Source organism: Shewanella sp. ENK2 (assembly GCF_043568515.1).
Lineage (GTDB): Bacteria > Pseudomonadota > Gammaproteobacteria > Enterobacterales > Shewanellaceae > Shewanella > Shewanella japonica.
In genome coordinates, this window is the sequence record NZ_CP171406.1 from 256,171 (window position 1) to 276,480 (window position 20,310).

A 20,310-nucleotide genomic window follows, 5' to 3' on the forward strand; every position below is an offset into this window, starting at 1 on the left:
TTAACAACATTCCATTTTTTTAATTCTTTATCAGCTATCTCACCCTGCTAATAACGGCGATATTATAACCAAGAACTAAGCTGTTAGCTATAAGAGTAGCAAATAAGACTATTATACTGGAAAGTAAAAAATAGACATATAGACTATTTATTAGGCTAAAACATGCCACTTTAGAATGAAAAAGCGGCAACATGTTGCCGCTTTGTTAATTTAAATCAACCATAAAGTATGACTTATGGCTAATAGAAAGTGCTGCCTGACTCAGCCATGTTGACCAACCTTTCACAAGGTTCAAATCTATCGCCATGTTGTTGTTGATACTGACGTAATTTTGACACTAAGTTAGCGATTCCCATACTGTCCATGTATTTAAATGGACCGCCTAAGAAAGGTGGGAATCCAATCCCGAAGATTGCGCCAATATCACCATCACGAGCACTGGCAATAATACCCTCATCTAAACAGCGAACGGCCTCATTGAGCATTTGGACCACGCAGCGCATGGCAATATCACTACCCGAACCAGTAGATTGATTATTGACACCAAGTACCTGATAAACGGACTCATCAACCAATTTAGCTTTAGACTTCTTATTACCATATTGATAAAAGCCCTTGCCATTTTTACGACCTTTTCGATCGTCTCCTAACAACTTGTCAAACGCATCTGGGGCTTTGAACCTTTCACCTAACTCTTGGGTTAAGATCGGCGCAATTTTAGCTCCAACATCTATTCCGACTTCATCTAATAATGTAATGGGTCCCACAGGGAAACCAAATTTTACGAGGGCTTTATCTAAACTTTCTACTTTTTCGCCAGACAATAAAACTTGAGCGGCTTCATTCATGTATAAAGCAAGAATACGGTTCACATAGAAACCCGCACCGTCTTGAACAACAATCGGAGTTTTGCCTTGCTTACGCGCAAATGCAACCGTAGTTGCAATCGTCTCTGGTGATGTCGTTTTATGGGCAATCACCTCGACCAGCGGCATTTTTTCAACAGGTGAAAAATAATGAAGACCAATCACGTTTTCAGGACGGGAAGCTGCCTCTGCAATCTGTCCAATCGGTAACGAAGACGTATTTGAAGCGAAAATAGTATTTTTATGACATTCACGCTCAACATCTTTTACCATTTGATGCTTAAGAGCTAAATCTTCAAAAACGGCTTCAACGACAATATCGGCATCCTTAACACCTTTATATTCAGTCGTTGTCGTCATCAATGCCATTAAATTATCTCTAACAGCTGGAGTCATATGACGACGTTTAACGCCTTTAGCCAATAATTTATAAGCATAAGCTAACGCGTTACTTAACCCTTTTTCATTAATGTCTTTCACACGTGCAGGGATTTTAGCTTTAGTCGTTGTCACAGAAGCAATACCGCCTCCCATCAAACCACCACCGATAACTAAGGCTTTATTAACCTTACGCGGCTCAGCTCCATCGGCACCTGTTTCTTTTTTCATTTCTGTCGTAGCAAAGAAAATGCTGCGAAGTGCTTCTGACTCAGACGACATGACTAATTCGGCAAAATGACTGGCTTCAACTTCAAGCCCTTTAATCATGCCTTTGTTCATGCCTTGTTTAACACAGTCAATAATTTTGGCTGGCGCTGGGTAATTACCTTGAGTCTTTTTAAGGACTTGTTTTGCAGCTTGATCAAAAATGATATCGCGAGTTGCGCTTGTTGATTCAAGCACCTTATTTAATGCACTTTTTTAGCGACTTTTGCTGCTGACTTACCTTTTTTAGCCATTGAAATAGCAGTTTCTAATAAAATAGACTCAGGTACTACGTCATCAACCAGTGCCATTTTAAGCGCTTGTTTAGGGCGAATTTGTTTGCCTGTTAGCATCATATCAAGTGCAGTGGTAATACCGACTTTTCTCGGTAAACGTTGTGTTCCCCCCACCAGGTAGTAAACCAAGTTGCACTTCCGGCACACCCATGATGGTTTTTTTGTCATCAGTACAAACACGTAAATGACACGCTAACGCTAACTCTAAACCGCCACCTAGACATGCACCATTGATAGCTGCTACGACAGGAATCGATAAATTTTCAAGCTCATTGAATACAACATGCCCTTGCTGAGACAGCTCTTTAGCAGCTGCAACGCTCGTGCATGCATCTAACATGCTGATATCTGCACCAGCAACAAATGAGTCAGCTTTACCCGAGATAACCACAAGCCCTTTCACACTGGCATCATGTTTGATTTCAGCTAGTATTTCGCTGATTTCTGGACCAAATTCTGCTTTTAAGGTGTTCATGGTTTCACCAGGAACATCCATTGTTAACACTGCAATTCCGTCTTCGCGGCGAGATAAATTAAATGTCTTTTCCATCAGAATTACTCCACTTCTACAATCATTGCTGCGCCAAGACCACCAGCAGCACATGCTGTAGCCAAACCAGTACCACCGCCACGACGTTTAAGTTCACGACATACTTGGGTAATTAAACGTGTTCCAGTTGCTGCAAATGGATGTCCATAAGCAAGAGAACCACCTAATACATTAAACTTGCTCATATCAATCTCACCAATGGCGCGATTTCTACCTAGCTTTTCTTCCGCAAATTTCTTAGAACCAAACATTTGCATATTGGCTAATGTTTGTGCTGCAAATGCTTCATGCATTTCAATTAATGTTAAATCTTCTAACTCCATGCCAGCACGCTTTAGTGCTAATGGTGTTGCGTATGAAGGTCCCATCAACATGTCTTGCCACACATCAATTGCAGTAAATGCATAACTTTTAATATAACCGATAGGCTCGTAACCCAATGCTTTAGCACGGCCTTCGCTCATTAGAATAACGGCAGAAGCGCCGTCGGTTAATGGTGTACTGTTTGCAGCTGTTACAGAGCCGTGTTTACGGTCAAAGGCTGGACGTAATTTGGCATAAGACTCTAATACTGAGTTTTCACGAATATTATTATCACGATCAATAAACTGCTTGTAAGGAGGAACATGGGCTGTAATTACCTCATCAGCAAGATTACCTGAATTCCATGTTTCAGTTGCAAGCGTATGAGAACGGTGTGCTAGCGCATCTTGATCAGCTCGGCTAATACCGTATGTTTTTGCCATTTGTTCAGCTGTTTGGCCCATTGATAACCCAGTTGAGTACTCAGCAACCGCCGGAGGTACTGGCATTAAGTCTTTTAAACCGAGTCGACGTGCAATGGCAAACTTTTGTTTAAAAGTACGTGCTTTATTTAAATCAACTAAGGCATGTGCCAGTTTTTTTGAAACGCCAATAGGTAAAACAGACGAGGAGTCTGCACCGCCAGCAATACCGATTTCAACATTACCAGTCATAATTGATTCAGCAACATTGACCGCTGATTGAAAACTTGTGGCACAAGCTCTAGTCACACTGTATGCATCTGTTGAGACATCCATACCCGTTCCCAGTACAATCTCACGTGCTATATTTGGCGCTGCAGGCATTTGAACAACCTGACCATATACCAGTTGCTCAATTGTTTTAGGGTCAAGTTCTGAACGAGACAGCAATTCATTAACCACCATTTTGCCCATATCCAGTGCTGATACACCGTGAAAAGCAGTTGCTTGCTTTGCAAACGGGGTTCGAAGACCCGCCACAATAGCGATACGCTCCCCACGAGCGTTGGTTACTTGTTGTCTATCACTCATTGTTCACCCTCTTTTAATTGTTTAGCCTTATCTGGCTTGTCAGTGAATACTTAAATTATGTCAGACAGATCTGGTCTGACCATAAAAGTGTGATCTGATTCTAACTTTTAATTGCGAAGTTTTAAACATCCGTATGAAAAATAGCAGTAATTATCATCAAAATCACTGACCGAACCAATAAATAATCATTAATAATCATACAATTAAAATATAGAGCATTAACTTTAAAATATTCCTAATTTCGCTATATTTGCTCTTTCCCAATGAATAAATTCACAAAATATCACTCAGAATTAATTAAAAATGAAAATCTGTTAATGCTACTAGCCAAAGGCTAATGAAATTCATTAACATAGGTTTAATTAGATAAATTTCTGAAATTAATTGAGTATCATCATGCCTTTGAGTCGATTTCATTCTTTACGTGCCTATTTAGACAACGTCATTTTGGGACAACCTGTATTAACTGAAAACCTACTGATTGCATTGATTGCAGATGGACACTTATTAGTTGAGGGCCCGCCAGGTCTTGCAAAAACACGTGCTGTGAAAGCGTTATGTGATGGCGTTGAAGGTGATTTCCACCGTATTCAGTTTACTCCGGACTTATTACCTGCAGATTTAACCGGTACCGATATTTACCGTGCGCAAACAGCCACATTTGAATTTGAAGCAGGGCCTATATTCCATAACCTCATTTTGGCTGACGAAATTAACCGTGCGCCAGCAAAAGTGCAATCGGCGTTACTTGAGGCAATGGCAGAAGGCCAAGTTACGGTGGGTAAAAACAGTTACCCCCTACCAAATTTGTTTTTAGTCATGGCAACGCAAAACCCACTCGAAAACGAAGGGACTTACCCACTTCCTGAAGCACAACTTGATCGCTTCTTGATGCATTTAAATCTGGATTATCCAAGTGCCGATACTGAGCGTGAAATTTTAAGACAATCGCGCAAAGAAGCGATTACTCAAACATTACCGACTATTGAGCCTGTCGCCCAGTCAGATGTATTTGCCGCACGCGATCAAGCCATGGAGCTTTATCTAGCAGAGCCTCTAGAAAGTTACATTGTTGAGATAATTATGGCGACACGCCAACCTGAGCGCTACAGTCCAGAGCTAGCTAAATGGTTAGAATATGGCGTCAGCCCTCGTGCTTCAATATCATTAGAGCGATGTGCTCGAGCTAGAGCGTGGCTACAAGAACGTGATTATGTCTCACCAGAGGATATCCAAGCAGTTGCTCCGAATGTGCTAAGACACCGTTTATTATTAAGTTATCAAGCACAAGCTGAAGGAATTAATGCAGATCATGTCATTAGCCATATTTTAAGCCAAGTGGCTGTACCTTAAATCCGGACTGCAAAGATGCCATTTGAACAAGCACAAGTTTCCCCGTTACCGTTATTCAGTAATGGGGTCAATTTGACCGAGCAAGAGCTATTCAGCTGTCAAAGCACAGCTCGTGCAATGCCCGATAAACGCAGCCGTGCTAAAGCAAGTCAAGCAGGACACAGAAGTAGCTTGATAAAAGGTCGCGGAATGGAGTTTGCTGAAGTTCGTCATTATCAAAATGGCGATGACGTCAGAACCATTGACTGGCGAGTAACGGCAAGGACAGGAAAAGCGCACACAAAACTTTTTGTAGAAGAACGTGAACGCCCTATTATTCTCTTCATTGACCTTAGTCATAGCTTGTTTTTTGGTTCACGCCTATTAATGCAATCAGTACAAGCTGCACATGTGGCAGCAACACTAGGTTGGAATGCAATTAATCATGGCGATCGACTAGGTGCATTCATAGCCAGTGAAACTGAACATCTCGAGCTCAAGCCTCGAAGCCGTCGACAAGGTATATTGCAGTTAACATCAGCCTTAATGAAGGTACATGGTAATCAGTTAAATCATTTTGATGAGCTACCCCATGATCCTCAACACATACTCCGTGCTTGCCAACGCTTGCAACGTATCGCTAAACCAGGCTCATTAGTATGGATTATTACCGATGGCCAACATTTTACTCAAGAATGTTTAGCCGCATTAACTGAACTCAAACGCCATTGCGATGTCGGAGCATTTGTCATTAGTGATCCATTAAGGCAAGGCACGTTAGCACTTCCAAAGCGCTTTTCATTGCCAGTACGTGATGGGAAGCAGCAACTAACATTAACTCGTCATAGTTATGATACTTGGCTTGAAAACCAACTTAAAAATCAACAACAATTTATTGATTTAATGAAGATGATTAAAGTACCCACACGATTTATTGACGCAGGGAAACGATTAAGTGACCAATTGGAAGTACTACGCTAAATGAATTCAGCTCAAGCAAATCCAGCTTTAATGCAATTAGAAGATATCGTGCTGCCTCAGCAAATTTCTCAATGGCCAATGGCGCCAGGTTATTGGATACTTGCCGCACTCGTCATCGGTATCACCATAGCAATGGTGGTTAAGCTTAAACGAGATAAAAAGTACCATGCTCCAAGAAAAGCGGCTTTAGATGTATTAAACCAATTAGATATTGCCAGCCCACAGTATGCAACTGAAGTGAATAGCCTTCTTAAACGAACAGCGATGAGTTATTTCCCACGACAAGATTTTGCCAAACTTGACGGCAACCACTGGTTTGCTTGGCTAGAACTACGCTTACCAAAACAGCATCACGGTCAAATTGGATTATTGCTCAATAAACGATACCAATCGCAAGGCTTATCCCAAGAAGAAACGAAGCAATTGCAACAGCTTGCTCATGTTTTTCTTGCCAAATCAGCCCGCTTAACAGCGTTTAACCCTAACGAATTACCGCCATCTATGATAGCAAAGCAAAATGACAAGGAGGACTCATGTTCTCAATAACATGGCCTTGGTTGTTATTGCTTTTACCATTACCGTTTTTTATTAAATCTAAACAAGTTAGCAAGAATACTGGTGGTCATTTACAACTTCCCGGAATCAGTGAAGCTCAAATATCGGTATCTAGCACGCCTAAAAAACCTAATAGAAAAGCCTATTGGTTCATGTGGTTATGTTTAATTTGCGCATTAATTAGACCACAATGGCTCGGTGAGCCAATCGAGCTGCCCTCTGAGGGGCGAGATGTCATGCTGGCAGTGGACTTATCTGGCAGTATGCAAATTGAAGATATGGTGATTAATGGTAAAACAGTCGATCGACTCACCTTAATAAAACATGTTATTGGTGACTTTATTGAACGTCGTAATGGCGATCGACTCGGCCTCATTTTGTTTGCCGATCATGCATACTTACAAGCGCCGCTGACTCAAGATAGACGCTCTGTTGCACAATTCCTCGCTGACAGCGAAATTGGCCTCGTGGGCAAACAAACTGCCATTGGCGAATCAATTGCTTTAGCTGTAAGACGTTTTGATATGGTCAACGATAGTAACCGTGTGTTAATTCTCCTCACCGATGGTTCAAATAATGCTGGCAACATCGAACCTGAAGTCGCAGCAAGAATAGCGGCAAAACGAAACGTTACCATCTATACCGTCGGTGTCGGTGCTGAAGTATTAGAGCGTCGCAGCATTTTTGGTACCGAACGAGTTAATCCTTCACTTGATTTAGATGAAGAACAACTACAAAACTTAGCTGACATGACCAACGGCCACTACTTCCGCGCAAGAAATAGTGAAGAGCTGGCTCAGATTTATCAAAAAATTGATGAACTAGAACCCGTAAGCCGCGATCAACTCACCTATCGCCCTAAAAGTGAATTATTTTATTGGCCATTACTATTCGCTATTTTAATGAGTGTCGTAATAAGTATTCACAGCCAATTCTCATTTAGCAAAATATCATCACGAGGGGGCAAATAATGGAATTACACTTCATTCGTCCTGAGTGGTTACTATTACTTATCCCATTATTAGTGCTTGGGCTGCTCCTATGGCGTAGCCAAAAACAAAATCTAGCTTGGCAGCAATATATTGCGCCACATTTGGCCAAAACACTGATTACAGAGGCTGCTCAGGTTAAAAAGCAGCCTAAGTGGGGATTAATTATCTGTTGGATAATTGCAGTCGTGGCACTTTCGGGGCCAGCTGTGAACAAACAGAGTTTACCTGTTTATAGTAATGAACAAGGCCGAGTATTAATCATGGATATGTCTTTATCCATGTATGCCACAGATCAAAAACCTAACCGCTTATCTCAAGCCAAATACCGTGCAACGGACTTTATTGGTAGTTTAACTGAAGGTGAAACAGGCTTAATCGCATTTGCTGGCGACGCATTTACCATTAGCCCGTTGACTCGTGATAATGCAACTTTACTCAACCTGCTTCCAACACTTTCTCCAGATATCATGCCAGTGAGAGGCTCAGATTTATCTTCTGCACTCGCGCTAGCACAGCAATTGCTAGCCCAGGGTGGGCATATCAGTGGCGATATTATTGTAATGACAGATGGGGTGAATCCTAGGCAATATGCCGATGCAGCTAATGCACTAGAAGGCAGTCGATATCGAGTTTCTGTGATGGCATTTGGTACTGCACAAGGTGCGGCTATTCAATTACCTGATGGTCAACTTTTACGAAATAATAGCGGTGACGTGGTTATCGACAAAACTGACTTTTCATTACTGGAAAAACTCGCTAAACCTACTGGTGGGATTATGATCCCGGCGACTGCAGATGGACGTTCGTTAACTCAGTTGCAAGATTGGTTAGCTAATGACGGCGATGCCAAAGCCACTGAGTTAGAAGGTGAAGCTTGGCAAGATTTAGGGCCTTATATTGCATTATTGTTGCTTATCCCTGTGTTATTAAGCTTTAGGTTTACCCTATTACCCATTATGTCGTTTTTCACATTAGGTATGATGCTGCAACCGGCGCCAGCACAAGCTAATACTTGGGATGATTTATGGAAAACCTCTGATCAGCAAGCTAGCGAGCAATTTATGCAAGCGCAATCTGCAGAAGATTTTGCCCAAGCCGCTAAAAAGTTTAATCAGCCTCAATGGCAAGCCAGTGCCCAATATAAAGCTGGGGATTATGAAAACGCCCTCGCAGGGTTTGAGCAAGATAGCACAGCACAGGGGCTATATAATCAAGGCAATAGCCTGATGCAACTCAATCAACTAGATGAAGCTATTGCGCGCTATCAAAAAGCATTGACTCAACAACCGGACTTCCCACAAGCGCAGAAAAACCTGCAAATTGCTGAGCAAATGAAACAGCAGCAAGAGCAGCAAGAGCAGCAAAATAGTAATAATGAAAATAATGATGACAGCCAGTCTGACAATAAATCAGATGGTTCTGATGCTAATAATCAACAGAATCAATCCAACGATTCTGAACAAAATCAGATCGATGATAGTCAATCAAATGACCAATCACAGCAGAACTCAGACGACAGCGCATCAAAAGACCAGTCTTCACAAGAGCAGTCCCAAAATGAGCAAGACGACCAAGATGCCGATTCATCTGAATCAGATCAGGCTCAACCAGACAACGCCCAAGAACAAGAAGATGCACAGAGCAATGCTACTGAGGATCCCAAGCAGGCTGCGAATAATGATGCAAAAATGGAAGCTAAATCAACTTCAGAGCCAGAACCGACTTCAGAAGATGCGTCAAATGAATCGACAAATAACGCTTCACAGCAAACGTCAACCACAACAGAACCTGAGCCTACTGAAGATTCCCCTAGTCAAACTCAATCTGTTGCAGCCAGTGAGCTTACAGAAGAACCGTTACCAGCAGATTTAGAGAGAGCATTGCGTGCCGTTAGTGAAGATCCGCAAGTGCTTATCAGAAATAAAATGCTATTAGAATATCAAAAGCGTCGCCAAAGCGGCCAATTGCCTAAGGATACACAACAGTGGTAAACAGAATCGTTTTCGCCCTTCTTACTATTCTTTTTACGGGGCAAGTTTTTGCAGTCAGTCAAATTCAAGCAACAGTTGATCGAAACCCTGTCATGCAGGGTGAGTATTTTGTTTTAAATGTCACTGCTGATGCTGATTTAAACGCAGGCTCATTAGACACGTCTGTGTTACTAAAAGACTTTGTTGTCGGCCGAACAAGCGTTGGCCGCAGTACAAAGATGGTTAATTTTGACACAACAAAAGAAACCCGCTGGCAAGTGTTATTGTCCGCTAAAAATGCAGGCATTGTGACCATTCCGCCATTTACAATGGAAGGTGTAACATCTAACCCCATTACGTTAACCGTCGCCAAAGCGGGCAGCCAACCGCAACAAATGCGTAATTTGTTTATTGAAGGCGAATTAAGCACACAAGAAGCCTATGTTGGTCAACTTGTGACATACCAAGTAAAACTATTTTTAGCCGCTGAACTTCAACGAGGCGTCATCAGTTCACCTGAAATATCTGGCGCTGAAATAAAACAAATCGGTGAAGATAAAGATTCAGTTGAAATAGTTGATGGGCGTCGATTTCGAGTTATCGAACGTACTTACTCAATCATCGCTGACACACCTGGTACTTTGGCTATAAAAGGTGCTGGGTTTTCAGGAGATATTTTAGTTGAAGCTCCAAGGCGTGGCGGGATGTTTGGTTTTAATGAAAGCCGCCCAATGCAAGCGAGTGCAGAAAACACTCAAATTGTCATTAACCCTATTCCTCAGCAATATCAAGGTGACTGGTTAGTCAGTGATTTATTAATTGCTAAAGAAGTATGGCCTGAAGAAAATGATAATAATGCGTTTGAAATTGGAACTCCAATCACCAGAACCATTAATATTGTCGCCTCTAATGCTGACAGTAACAGCTTACCAGATATAAAAATTACGATGCCTGAAGGCTTGAAAGCCTACCCAGAAAAACCAGTCAGACAAACCGTTGTACGTGAGAATCAAGTCATAGCTCAATACAGTTTAACCACTGCAATAGTGCCAACCCAACCTGGTACTTTTACCTTGCCTGAAATTTCAGTGCCGTGGTGGAATCCACACTTACGTCAGCAGCAGTATGCCACTATCCCCGCAAGAACTGTCACCATCACAGGTTCAGCCCCTATCAATCCTGTTCAACCTACAGTGGCAGAACAGCCACAAGCGACCTCCTCAACAGCAGGATTATGGCCTTGGTTAACCTTGTTATTTGCGACACTATGGCTATTAACCTTGGCGCTTTGGTTAACAGCCAGACGTCAAAAGCCGTCCCAAATAGCCGATACCACCTCAGTACAAAGCGCTGTAAAAGCGGCAATTAGTTTACAAGATATAGAAGATGCTTGTGATAATAATGATGTATCGAAAGTGATTGCTTTACTACAAAAATGGTATGGTTCTCAGTTCAATAAACCGATAAATTTATCTGCTATAGCAAAATTATCGCCTGAGTTATCAGCGGCAATTGAACAATTTCAACAAGCCAAATATAGCCAAAACAGTGTCGTGATAGATAAACAGAAACTGATTAATGCGATAAAGAAAACTCAGTTAAATCAAACACAAAGCGATGCTTCACCTTTAAGTAGCTTGAACCCATAGCAGTAAATAAGCTTGCTATTCACAGCCAACCTTTTAAGCTATCGAACATAATATTTAACAATAAGTCATAAAATGTTCGATAGCTTGCGAAATAAAAAGTCCGAACCCACGGTCTTATCTGACATGCTAACTAAACAGCGACGATACGACAGCCTCGTCAGGGCACTTCATACTGATATCTACCGATATGCCTATTGGTTAATCGGCGATAAACATGTAGCTGAAGACGTCACTCAAGAAACGTTTCTACGCGCTTGGCGTGCTTTAGACTCTTTAAAGGATGATAAGGCGGCAAAAGCTTGGCTCATTACGATTTTACGCCGTGAAAATGCTCGCCGCTTTGAACGCAAGCAGTTTGATTACAGTGACGTAGAACAAGAGTTGCTAGAAGATGAAAAGTCTTCCACAACCGAAGAGCAGACCGAACAATATTGGTTACGCAAGCAAATAGGTCAATTAGAAGTCGAGTATAGAGAGCCACTATTACTGCAACTTATCGGTGGATTTAGTGGTGAAGAGATTGCTGATTTATTAGAGCTCAACAGAAACACAGTTATGACGCGACTATTTCGCGCCCGGAATCAATTAAAAGACGCCTTAGAGTCTCCTGAAGTTAGAGGTCAATCAAATGGATGATCTAAAATTTCGTCGCCATGCCTATGGTGACCCAAATAGCCAAGATGAAGAATTTTTGGCCCAGATTGAAGCGTCTGAGTCTGATGCCAAACTCGTCAACGACTTGAAAGCATTAGACAGTAAGCTTACCAGCGCACTGAATATCGATGTGCCTGATGATCTGGCAGAGAAACTGATTTTACGCCAACAATTAGGTAAACATCAGCAGCAGAAAAAGCAAACACGTTATTTAATGGCGATGGCAGCATCCGTTGCGCTCGTCATTGGCTTAAGTGTTAGCATGCTTAGATTTACGCCTGTTGCCTTAGCAGAGCATGCATTAGAGCATGTATACCATGAGCCTAAAGCATTATCAGTAGATCAAAATGTTGGCTTTGAAGACGTTAATTTTAAACTGGCAGGTATTCGCGGTTTAGAGAATGCGAAATTTATCCAACAACCAGGTAAAGTGTATTACACCTCTTACTGTGACTTCCAAGGCGTTAAAAGCTTACATTTAGTCATGGAAGGCGAACAAGGTAAGGTGACACTCTTCATTGTCCCCGCTGAAAACCGTATGGTTACGGAAGAATCGTTCGCTGACAAAAACTATCAAGGTTTAGGTTTTCAAACTGCAGACACCTTCATGTTACTCGTTGGTGAACAGGATGCTGATTTGCAATTTGTGAAAAATGAAATCGAGCAAACTTTCATTTAACATTCACTCTTTTAAGTAACAAAACGGCTAGTGAATTTTCACTAGCCGGTCAATAACTCTTCACACTTCCTTTCAAAATTGTGCACTAGGTCAAACATCTGTTAGCATGTCGCACAATAATCAGAACAATACGGAAGTAGCATGGCAATTGAAGCTCCAATCCTCATTACCTTTATTGGTTATCTCGCACTTATGATGGGCATAGGCTATTGGGCCTACCGCAAAACAGACACCGTTGACGATTATATTCTGGGCGGCCGAAAAATGGGTCCAGCAGTGACAGCATTAAGTGTCGGTGCATCAGATATGTCAGGCTGGTTGTTATTAGGTTTACCTGGGGCTGTTTATTTAGGTGGCTTAGGTGAAGCTTGGATTGGCATTGGTTTAGTTTTCGGTGCTTGGTTAAATTGGCTATTCGTCGCTCGACGTCTTCGTATCTATACTCAAGCAGCTGATAATGCACTTACCCTACCCGACTTTTTTGAAAAACGCTTTGAAGATAAAAAAGGCATTTTGAAATTAGTCTCTGCGTTTACTATCTTAATATTTTTCACCTTCTATACCTCTTCAGGCATGGTCGGTGGTGCCATTTTATTTGAACAAATATTTGGCCTTGATTACACCATCGCCTTAATGATTGGTTCGATTATTATCGTGGCCTACACGTTTGTTGGTGGTTTTTTTGCTGTAAGTTGGACTGATTTTTTCCAGGGTTGTTTAATGTTACTTGCATTATTAATTGTCCCTGTCGCCATTTTCAGCAAACCAGATACGCAAGTCGCATTAGAAACCTTAGACCCTAAAATGCTGTCGCTGCTACACAGCAACATGACCACTATAGGTTTAGTGTCATTGCTTGCGTGGGGCTTAGGTTACTTTGGTCAGCCACATATTCTGTCACGCTTTATGGCCATTGGTAGCCCTGATGACATTCCTTTGTCACGTCGAATCGCCATGAGTTGGATGCTAGTAGCTTTAGTTGGTGCGTTAGCGACTGGTATTGCCGGCACTATCTATTTTGCCGATGCTCCTTTAGCTAATTCAGAAACCGTATTTATCCATTTAGCACAAGTGGCATTCAACCCTTGGATTGGTGGTATTTTAATTGCGGCAATTCTGTCAGCCATTATGAGTACTATCGATTCTCAATTACTTGTATGCTCAAGTGTTATTACAGAAGACTTCTATCGTAAATGGTTACGCCCCGAAGCATCGGATAAGGAGCTCATGTTAGTTGGTCGTTTTGGTGTTCTTGCCATTGCAATAATTGCTATCGTCATCGCCTTAAATCCTGACAGTAAAGTTCTCGATTTAGTCAGTTATGCTTGGGCTGGTTTCGGTGCGGCATTTGGACCGGTCGTATTGCTAGCATTATTCTGGAAAGGCTTTAGCCGAAATGGCGCAATTGCGACAATCGTAGTCGGTGCGTTAACTGTTGTGATATGGAAGCAACTGTCAGGCGGATTGTTCGATTTATATGAAATTCTACCTGGATTCTTATTTGCTAGCATCGCTGGCTTTGTATTCAGTAAGTTGTCGCCTCCAACCGACAACATTAAGACTCAATTCGATAATTTCAAAGCTTCTCTTTAATCTTCAATAGACCCAATTATTGTGAATTTTCAATAATTGGGTCTTTCAGCATACACCCGTACCATTTTTTAAAAATAACCTTGCTGCCCACTTGTTGCAAAATTAACCAGCTAGCAACATTTTAATTTATCAATAAAATCATAGAACCCATACAGTTCAGGCGTTATAGAGTATTTACTCAAATTCTATAAAATACTCGACTATGCACAATTAACTTAAAGTTAACAATAACTAGCAACTGGTCGGAGTTGCAGGGATGACAACTGTTACCTAATATGCCCGCATTATTAAAGTTGGTGTTAATTGGGGACTTAAACGGCAGCGTTTAGGAAATTAATAAACTGACGTACAACGATGAGAAAAAATGATGACTAAATTCAACAAGACCTTGCTTGCGATGGCAGTGACATTAGCTAGCACACAAACCATGGCAGCTGGATTCCAACTTAATAGCCAATCAGCTACAGGTATTGGCCGTGCAATGGCTGGTGATGCAATCATTGCAGATAATGCATCAGTTTTAGCACGTAACCCGGCAGCAATGGCATTATTTGATGAAACAGCAATTTCTGTAGGCATGACCTATGCTGACATCAATGTTGAAGTTAGCGATGTTCAATATGACACTATACTCGGTGGCACGAACCACTTAGGTAGCTTAGATAATGCTGCTGAAAATAAAGTTATCCCTAACTTTTACTACATCAATCCAGTAAATGACAAAATCGCTTTCGGTTTTGCCGCATTCAGCAACTACGGTACAGGCACGGATCTTGGTGAGTTAAATAATAACCAAGACTTCAACACCCCTATTGATTTGTTAGGTAACACCGAAGTTGTCACTATCAACTTAAATGCAAGCATGTCATACCGTATCAACGATTCTTTAAGCTTAGGTTTAGGTTTAGATATCATCCAAGGTTCTGGTACGTTAACCCGTTCAGGTGATTTAACTCTGGCTCCAGGAATGGATCCTATTGCTTTAAACCTTGTTGATGTAGATGCTGATGGCTGGGCTGTAGGTGGCATCATTGGTTTAGCTTACGAAATTAATGAAAACCACAGATTTGGCTTTAGCTACCGTTTCAGCCCTGAGATGAAAGCTTCTGGTGACATCTCTTACAATGCGAACCCACTAACACCTGCTGAAAATTTTGATGAGATTGAAATCCCAATGGCTGACATTGCTCAGTTCGCTGGTTTCCATCAGTTAACTGAAAAATTTGCTGTTCACTATACAGCGCAATGGACTCAATGGAGCACATTCGACCACATCGGTTTAGTTGATGGTGATGCAGGCTCAAGTGAAGCAATCTTAAAAGAATACAACTGGAAAGACTCGTGGTTCTTAAGCTTTGGTGCAACTTACGATATCAATGAGAATTGGACAGTAAGAGCGGGTATCGCAAATGACCAAGGGGTAGTGGGCGAAGTATCATCATTATCAATTCCTGATTCAGATCGTATCTGGTATTCAGCTGGTTTTACTTACAACATCAACCAAAACTCTAGCCTAGACTTTGGTTACACCTTAGTTGACGGTGAGAAAGTTCATGTTCTTGAGCAAAGTGCATTAGTTGGACAAGTCAGTGCTTATACTGAATCAGGTGCTAACTACTTCTCTTTGCAATACAACTACAACTTCTAAATTTAACGATTCGATCGTTAACATGAATGCGATGAAAACGCCTAAGTTTACTTAGGCGTTTTTTTACGTTTAATTTGTACCATTGACACCTTCCATTAGATTTTTCTCATAAAGTGATTGCCACAGCATAAAAAGTCCATTAGAATTTTCTTATAGATAATTATTAATGGTGTCATCATGCTTTTAAAATGGGTTTTCTTTATTGGGCTATTTATAGGTAACGCTTCACTGTCCCCTGCGCAAGCGAGCGATGATATCAGTACAGAGCGCCATCCTAATCAATCCAGCATGCAGACATTAACAATAAGAACTGTTGAACAGGCTCAGCAGCTATATTTTGATGGTCAAATTGAAGCGGTAAAAGCCGCAACAGTATCAGCTCAAACGGCAGGACGAATACTTGCGCTTCATTACGATATTAACGATTTAGTGCCTGCGGGTTCACCATTATTAGAAATCACCAGTAAAGAACAAGGTGCGAGTTTTGCTGCTGCTGAAGCTGAATTAGCAAGAGCGGAAGCTAAAAACATTGAAGCACAAGCCCAGTTCACTCGTTATCAGGCCCTTTTCCCCAAAGGAGCCATATCTAAAGGCGCAATGGATGAAGCCACCGCCAATGCTACTGCCAGCTTTCAAGCAGTTTCCGCAGCAAAAGCTCAATTAATTACCGCCAAAGAAACCTTAAATTACACCACTGTGAGCGCGCCATTTAGTGGACGAGTAACACAACGCTTTGTCGAGCAAGGCGAAACCGTTACTGTTGGTCAGCCACTTTATGCAGGCTACGCTATCGACGATATGCGCGCAGTATTTCAGCTTCCGCAGCAATATAAATCATATGTCACAACTGATACTAAGGTTACTATCGAGCTAGCTTCAGGCGTTATCATTCAATCAAGTGATATTATTCCATTCTCATTTTTGCAGTCGCCAAGTCAAACCTACCAGATCAGAGTAAATTTACCTGTTAGAGAAACAGAATACACAGCGGGTGAATGGGTAAAAGTCGCGATTTCAGGCAAAAAGCAACCACACATTGTCGTTCCAGAATCGGCCATCTTTAGACGGGGTGACTACACTGCAGTCTTTATGAAACAAGCTGACAACTTTGTGCAGACTCAAGTCAGGGTCAGAACTATGGCTAATAGTAGCGATAAGCCAAGCGTAATTATTGATGCTGGATTGATGGATGGCGATATTATTCTTGCTCAAGCAAGCCAGTTCATACTCCAGTCTACCAACAACGATAAATAAGCCAGGAAGTAGTTATGACCAAATCACAGACTCTTGGTATTTCTGGAAAAATCGCTCAGGCTTTTCAGTCAAGCGCGATGACCCCATTAATTGCATTACTGGCAATATTACTGGGCTTATTCGCTATTGTTGTCACACCAAAAGAAGAAGAACCGCAGATTGATGTGACCTTTGCTGATGTCTACATTCCTTACCAAGGTGCCACTCCAGATGAAGTAGCAAGGCAAGTCACCTTACCGGCTGAAAAAATCATCTCTGAATTAAAAGGCATCGATACCCTTTATTCTTTTTCAATGAATGATGGCGCATTAATTATCGCTGTATTTGATGTCGGAGTACCTAGAGATCACGCTATTGTCAATTTATACAACCAGCTCCAATCAAACCAAGATAAGTTCAATCAAGCGGCAGGAATTGGTTCACCATTGATTAAACCGCGTGGAATCGATGATGTTCCGATTGTCGGATTAACGTTATGGTCGAAAGATGAAAATGTAACACCAGAGTCTCTTACCATTGTGGCAACTGAGCTTGAAAATGAATTTAAGCGCATTAAAGGCACACGCGAAATTTACTCAATGGGCCGCCAAGAGCTAGCAGTCAATGTCAGGCTTGATCCCATTAAAATGAATCATTATGGCATTAGTTTTTCCCAGTTAAGGCAAGTTATTACCAGCAATAATTATATTTCATCGCCAAGCGACTTAATCCAAAATAATCAACTTATTAAAGTACAAACGGGGCAGTTTTTACAAAGTGCTGACGATGTTAGAAATTTGGTTATTAAGGTGGCTAATCAAGAAGAACATCAAAGCCCGGTGTATTTATCTGACATTGCCGAGGTTAATTTAGCAACTGATATTGCAACTCAACATGTCCTGCATCTAGATAAGTCAGGTGTTTACCCTGCAGTAACTATCGCTATCGGTAAACAAAGTGGCGAGAATGCCGTCGATATAACCGCTCAAGTTCTTGAACGTTTGAATAAAGTCGACAACCTGCTGATACCAAATAATGTCGAAGTCACGGTTTCAAGAAATTACGGAGAAACTGCAGGTAATAAAGCCAATACTCTGATACTGAAGTTAGTCTTTGCTACCTTAGCGGTTGTCATATTGGTGCTGATAACAATGGGAAGGCGTGAAGCAATGGTTGTCGGCATTGCTATTATTATCACCTTAGCCATGACCTTATTTGCTTCTTGGGCATGGGGGTTCACCCTCAATCGAATCTCGCTTTTTGCTTTAATTTTTTCTATCGGAATATTGGTCGATGACGCCATTGTCGTTGTTGAAAATATTCACCGTCATATGGCGTTAGACAATAAAGACTTCAAAAACCTTATCCCTTTAGCTGTCGATGAGGTTGGCGGTCCGACAATTCTAGCAACGTTTACCGTAATAGCGGCACTTATGCCAATGGCGTTTGTTTCTGGCCTTATGGGGCCTTATATGAGCCCAATTCCGATAAATTCCAGTATGGGGATGCTTATTTCGTTAGTCGTTGCATTTGTTGTAACCCCTTGGCTGAGTTTAAAACTATTAAGGCATGGAGCAAACCATCGCCAAAATCTGAGTGAAAACCTTAGCCCAAATAACAGTCATTCAGAGCCGACTAACCTTACTTCAGAACAGCCTGTGGCGAACAAGTTCGCAGACCAACAGCCGTTATCCACTAAAGGTAGTCAATTACAGCGTCTATTTACCTGGCTGATGACACCGTTTTTAATCGGCGAAAAAGCAAGGTTAGCCCGCTTAGGACTCACTGGTGCCATCATCTTTTTAATTGCTATAGCGGTTGCATTACCTATTGGACAAGCAGTTATTTTAAAAATGCTGCCATTTGATAATAAATCAGAGTTTCAAGTATTAGTCGATATGCCTGAAGGGACGCCTGTGGAACAAACACAGCGAGTACTAAAAGCATTGGGTGATCACTTGCTCACAGTTGATGAAGTTGACCACCTTCAGCTTTACGCTGGTACGCATGCACCAATTAACTTCAACGGCCTTGTAAGGCATTACTTTATGCGCCAAAGCCAAGAGTTAGGTGATATTCAAGTCAACTTGGTCGATAAAGCTCATCGAACCCGAGATAGCCACCAAATTGCCACAGCCGTACGCAGCCAATTACAACACATTGGTGCCCCTTACCAAGCCAATATCAAAATTGTTGAAGTCCCTCCAGGTCCACCAGTTTGGTCACCAATACTGGCTGAGGTTTACGCACCCACAACCGCACTGCGTGAACAAACAGCCAACAAGCTTAAACAGCGATTTGAACAAACTGAGCATGTGGTCGATGTGGATATTTACCTTCCTGCTCAGGCATCTCAATGGCGAGTGTATATTGACAGAAGTAAGGCGCAATTAATGGGATTACAGTATCAAGATATTGTAACCACCCTTGCGAGTGCAATAGAAGGTGAGCATGTTAGTTACATTCGAAACCAAGACTTTCAGGTGCCCGTTCCCATTAAGCTGCAAGCTTCTGAGCAAGCTAAAATTAATTTACAACAGCTTCTTCAATTAACACTTAACAATAGTCACGGAGAACCCGTTCGCCTTAATGACGTAGTTAAGGTCGAGCACGGTAATATCAATACCCCTATTATCCATAAAAACATGCTGCCAATGATCATGGTTGTGGCTGATATGGCAGGCCCTACAGACAGCCCGCTATATGGCATGTTTTCTATGTATGCCGATATTGAAAAAGACAATCTAAGTGGCGTGAACCCTATCCCTGTACAGCAACATTTGATCAATCAACCAGATGGATTAGACACCGTAGCCATTTTGTGGGATGGCGAATGGAAGATTACTTATGAAACCTTCAGAGACATGGGAATTGCCTATGCCATTGGCATGATTGCAATCTATTTGCTTGTTGTAGGACATTTTAAATCTTACTTAGTGCCTTTGGTCATCATGGCACCTATTCCACTGACCATCATAGGTGTTATGCCAGGGCATGCGCTGCTTGGTGCTCACTTCACAGCCCCATCGATGATAGGCATGATTGCACTTGCAGGCATTATTGTCCGTAACTCAATCCTATTAGTGGACTTTATCAAACTAGAAACGGCTAAAGGTGTACCACTTGAGCAAGCGGTTATTCAATCTGGTGCGGTCAGAGCGAAACCGATTATGCTCACCGCTTTTGCTGCGATGATTGGGGCTTTATTCATTATTGATGACCCCATTTTTAATGGATTAGCTATTAGCTTAATTTTTGGCATTTTTATATCCAGTTTGCTCACGCTGGTTGTTATCCCGATTTTGTATTACAGCGTAATGAAAAATCGACCATCAAACTAAGGAGATAAGC

14 protein-coding genes and 1 pseudogene are annotated in these 20,310 nt (G+C 41.7%); 12 read left to right on the forward strand and 3 right to left on the reverse strand.

The features are described 5' to 3' along the window. Positions 1 to 239 precede the first annotated feature (239 nt). The 3 genes and pseudogenes from ACGEDC_RS01205 to fadI form a co-directional block, all read right to left on the reverse strand. A complete protein-coding gene (locus ACGEDC_RS01205; protein WP_394495954.1) occupies positions 240 to 1,709 on the reverse strand; it encodes a 3-hydroxyacyl-CoA dehydrogenase NAD-binding domain-containing protein in 1,470 nt (489 codons plus the stop codon). A gap of 5 nt (positions 1,710 to 1,714) precedes the next feature. Then, positions 1,715 to 2,411, reverse strand: a pseudogene (locus ACGEDC_RS01210) (enoyl-CoA hydratase-related protein). Then, positions 2,363 to 3,673 carry an acetyl-CoA C-acyltransferase FadI gene (gene fadI, locus ACGEDC_RS01215; protein ID WP_394495956.1) on the reverse strand — a complete coding sequence of 437 codons (1,311 nt, stop codon included), beginning with the start codon at positions 3,671 to 3,673 and terminating at the stop codon, positions 2,363 to 2,365. The pseudogene ACGEDC_RS01210 and the gene fadI overlap by 49 nt, the downstream one beginning before the upstream one ends. A gap of 396 nt (positions 3,674 to 4,069) precedes the next feature. Between fadI and ACGEDC_RS01220 the strand changes: the two genes are divergently transcribed. The 12 genes from ACGEDC_RS01220 (at position 4,070) to ACGEDC_RS01275 (ending at position 20,300) form a co-directional block, all read left to right on the forward strand. Next, positions 4,070 to 5,026 (forward strand): AAA family ATPase, encoded by a 957-nt coding sequence (locus ACGEDC_RS01220; RefSeq protein ID WP_055026198.1) that lies wholly within the window; start codon positions 4,070 to 4,072, stop codon positions 5,024 to 5,026. 15 nt (positions 5,027 to 5,041) lie between these two features. Then, positions 5,042 to 5,986 (forward strand): DUF58 domain-containing protein, encoded by a 945-nt coding sequence (locus tag ACGEDC_RS01225; protein WP_080916166.1) that lies wholly within the window; start codon positions 5,042 to 5,044, stop codon positions 5,984 to 5,986. Continuing rightward, complete coding sequence (locus ACGEDC_RS01230) at positions 5,987 to 6,532, forward strand: DUF4381 domain-containing protein (protein WP_394495959.1); 546 nt, start codon at positions 5,987 to 5,989, stop codon at positions 6,530 to 6,532. Further along, positions 6,520 to 7,512 (forward strand): vWA domain-containing protein, encoded by a 993-nt coding sequence (locus ACGEDC_RS01235; protein ID WP_372038142.1) that lies wholly within the window; start codon positions 6,520 to 6,522, stop codon positions 7,510 to 7,512. Before ACGEDC_RS01230 ends, ACGEDC_RS01235 begins: the two co-directional genes overlap by 13 nt. Then, on the forward strand, positions 7,512 to 9,524 hold the full coding sequence (locus ACGEDC_RS01240; protein ID WP_394495962.1) for a VWA domain-containing protein: 2,013 nt from the start codon (positions 7,512 to 7,514) through the stop codon (positions 9,522 to 9,524). The genes ACGEDC_RS01235 and ACGEDC_RS01240 overlap by 1 nt, the downstream gene beginning before the upstream one ends. Further along, the gene (locus tag ACGEDC_RS01245; protein WP_394495964.1) at positions 9,518 to 11,152 is read left to right on the forward strand and encodes a BatD family protein; all 1,635 of its coding nucleotides are present in this window, start codon (positions 9,518 to 9,520) and stop codon (positions 11,150 to 11,152) included. Before ACGEDC_RS01240 ends, ACGEDC_RS01245 begins: the two co-directional genes overlap by 7 nt. Positions 11,153 to 11,224: 72 nt before the next feature. Next, the gene (locus ACGEDC_RS01250; protein ID WP_055026193.1) at positions 11,225 to 11,788 is read left to right on the forward strand and encodes a sigma-70 family RNA polymerase sigma factor; all 564 of its coding nucleotides are present in this window, start codon (positions 11,225 to 11,227) and stop codon (positions 11,786 to 11,788) included. Further along, positions 11,781 to 12,485, forward strand: a complete 705-nt coding sequence (locus ACGEDC_RS01255) for a DUF3379 domain-containing protein (protein ID WP_394495966.1) — start codon at positions 11,781 to 11,783, stop codon at positions 12,483 to 12,485. Before ACGEDC_RS01250 ends, ACGEDC_RS01255 begins: the two co-directional genes overlap by 8 nt. Positions 12,486 to 12,626: 141 nt before the next feature. Further along, the gene (gene putP, locus ACGEDC_RS01260) at positions 12,627 to 14,078 is read left to right on the forward strand and encodes a sodium/proline symporter PutP (protein ID WP_394495968.1); all 1,452 of its coding nucleotides are present in this window, start codon (positions 12,627 to 12,629) and stop codon (positions 14,076 to 14,078) included. 367 nt (positions 14,079 to 14,445) lie between these two features. Then, positions 14,446 to 15,726, forward strand: a complete 1,281-nt coding sequence (locus tag ACGEDC_RS01265) for an OmpP1/FadL family transporter (RefSeq protein ID WP_055026206.1) — start codon at positions 14,446 to 14,448, stop codon at positions 15,724 to 15,726. A 177-nt stretch (positions 15,727 to 15,903) separates the two neighbouring features. Further along, positions 15,904 to 16,980, forward strand: a complete 1,077-nt coding sequence (locus tag ACGEDC_RS01270) for an efflux RND transporter periplasmic adaptor subunit (protein WP_394495970.1) — start codon at positions 15,904 to 15,906, stop codon at positions 16,978 to 16,980. Positions 16,981 to 16,994: 14 nt separating this feature from the next. Continuing rightward, on the forward strand, positions 16,995 to 20,300 hold the full coding sequence (locus tag ACGEDC_RS01275; protein WP_394495972.1) for an efflux RND transporter permease subunit: 3,306 nt from the start codon (positions 16,995 to 16,997) through the stop codon (positions 20,298 to 20,300). The last annotated feature ends 10 nt before the right edge of the window (positions 20,301 to 20,310 follow it).

What these genes read in the sequence shown, in the direction of transcription:
- ACGEDC_RS01250 (WP_055026193.1), top strand. Translation starts at nt 11,225, where the DNA reads ATGTTCGATAGCTTGCGAAATAAAAAGTCCGAACCCACGGTCTTATCT.
- ACGEDC_RS01240 (WP_394495962.1), top strand. Translation starts at nt 7,512, where the DNA reads ATGGAATTACACTTCATTCGTCCTGAGTGGTTACTATTACTTATCCCA.
- putP (WP_394495968.1), top strand. Translation starts at nt 12,627, where the DNA reads ATGGCAATTGAAGCTCCAATCCTCATTACCTTTATTGGTTATCTCGCA.
- ACGEDC_RS01225 (WP_080916166.1), top strand. Translation starts at nt 5,042, where the DNA reads ATGCCATTTGAACAAGCACAAGTTTCCCCGTTACCGTTATTCAGTAAT.
- ACGEDC_RS01265 (WP_055026206.1), top strand. Translation starts at nt 14,446, where the DNA reads ATGACTAAATTCAACAAGACCTTGCTTGCGATGGCAGTGACATTAGCT.
- ACGEDC_RS01235 (WP_372038142.1), top strand. Translation starts at nt 6,520, where the DNA reads ATGTTCTCAATAACATGGCCTTGGTTGTTATTGCTTTTACCATTACCG.
- ACGEDC_RS01270 (WP_394495970.1), top strand. Translation starts at nt 15,904, where the DNA reads ATGCTTTTAAAATGGGTTTTCTTTATTGGGCTATTTATAGGTAACGCT.
- ACGEDC_RS01230 (WP_394495959.1), top strand. Translation starts at nt 5,987, where the DNA reads ATGAATTCAGCTCAAGCAAATCCAGCTTTAATGCAATTAGAAGATATC.
- ACGEDC_RS01275 (WP_394495972.1), top strand. Translation starts at nt 16,995, where the DNA reads ATGACCAAATCACAGACTCTTGGTATTTCTGGAAAAATCGCTCAGGCT.
- fadI (WP_394495956.1), bottom strand. Translation starts at nt 3,673, where the DNA reads ATGAGTGATAGACAACAAGTAACCAACGCTCGTGGGGAGCGTATCGCT.
- ACGEDC_RS01220 (WP_055026198.1), top strand. Translation starts at nt 4,070, where the DNA reads ATGCCTTTGAGTCGATTTCATTCTTTACGTGCCTATTTAGACAACGTC.
- ACGEDC_RS01255 (WP_394495966.1), top strand. Translation starts at nt 11,781, where the DNA reads ATGGATGATCTAAAATTTCGTCGCCATGCCTATGGTGACCCAAATAGC.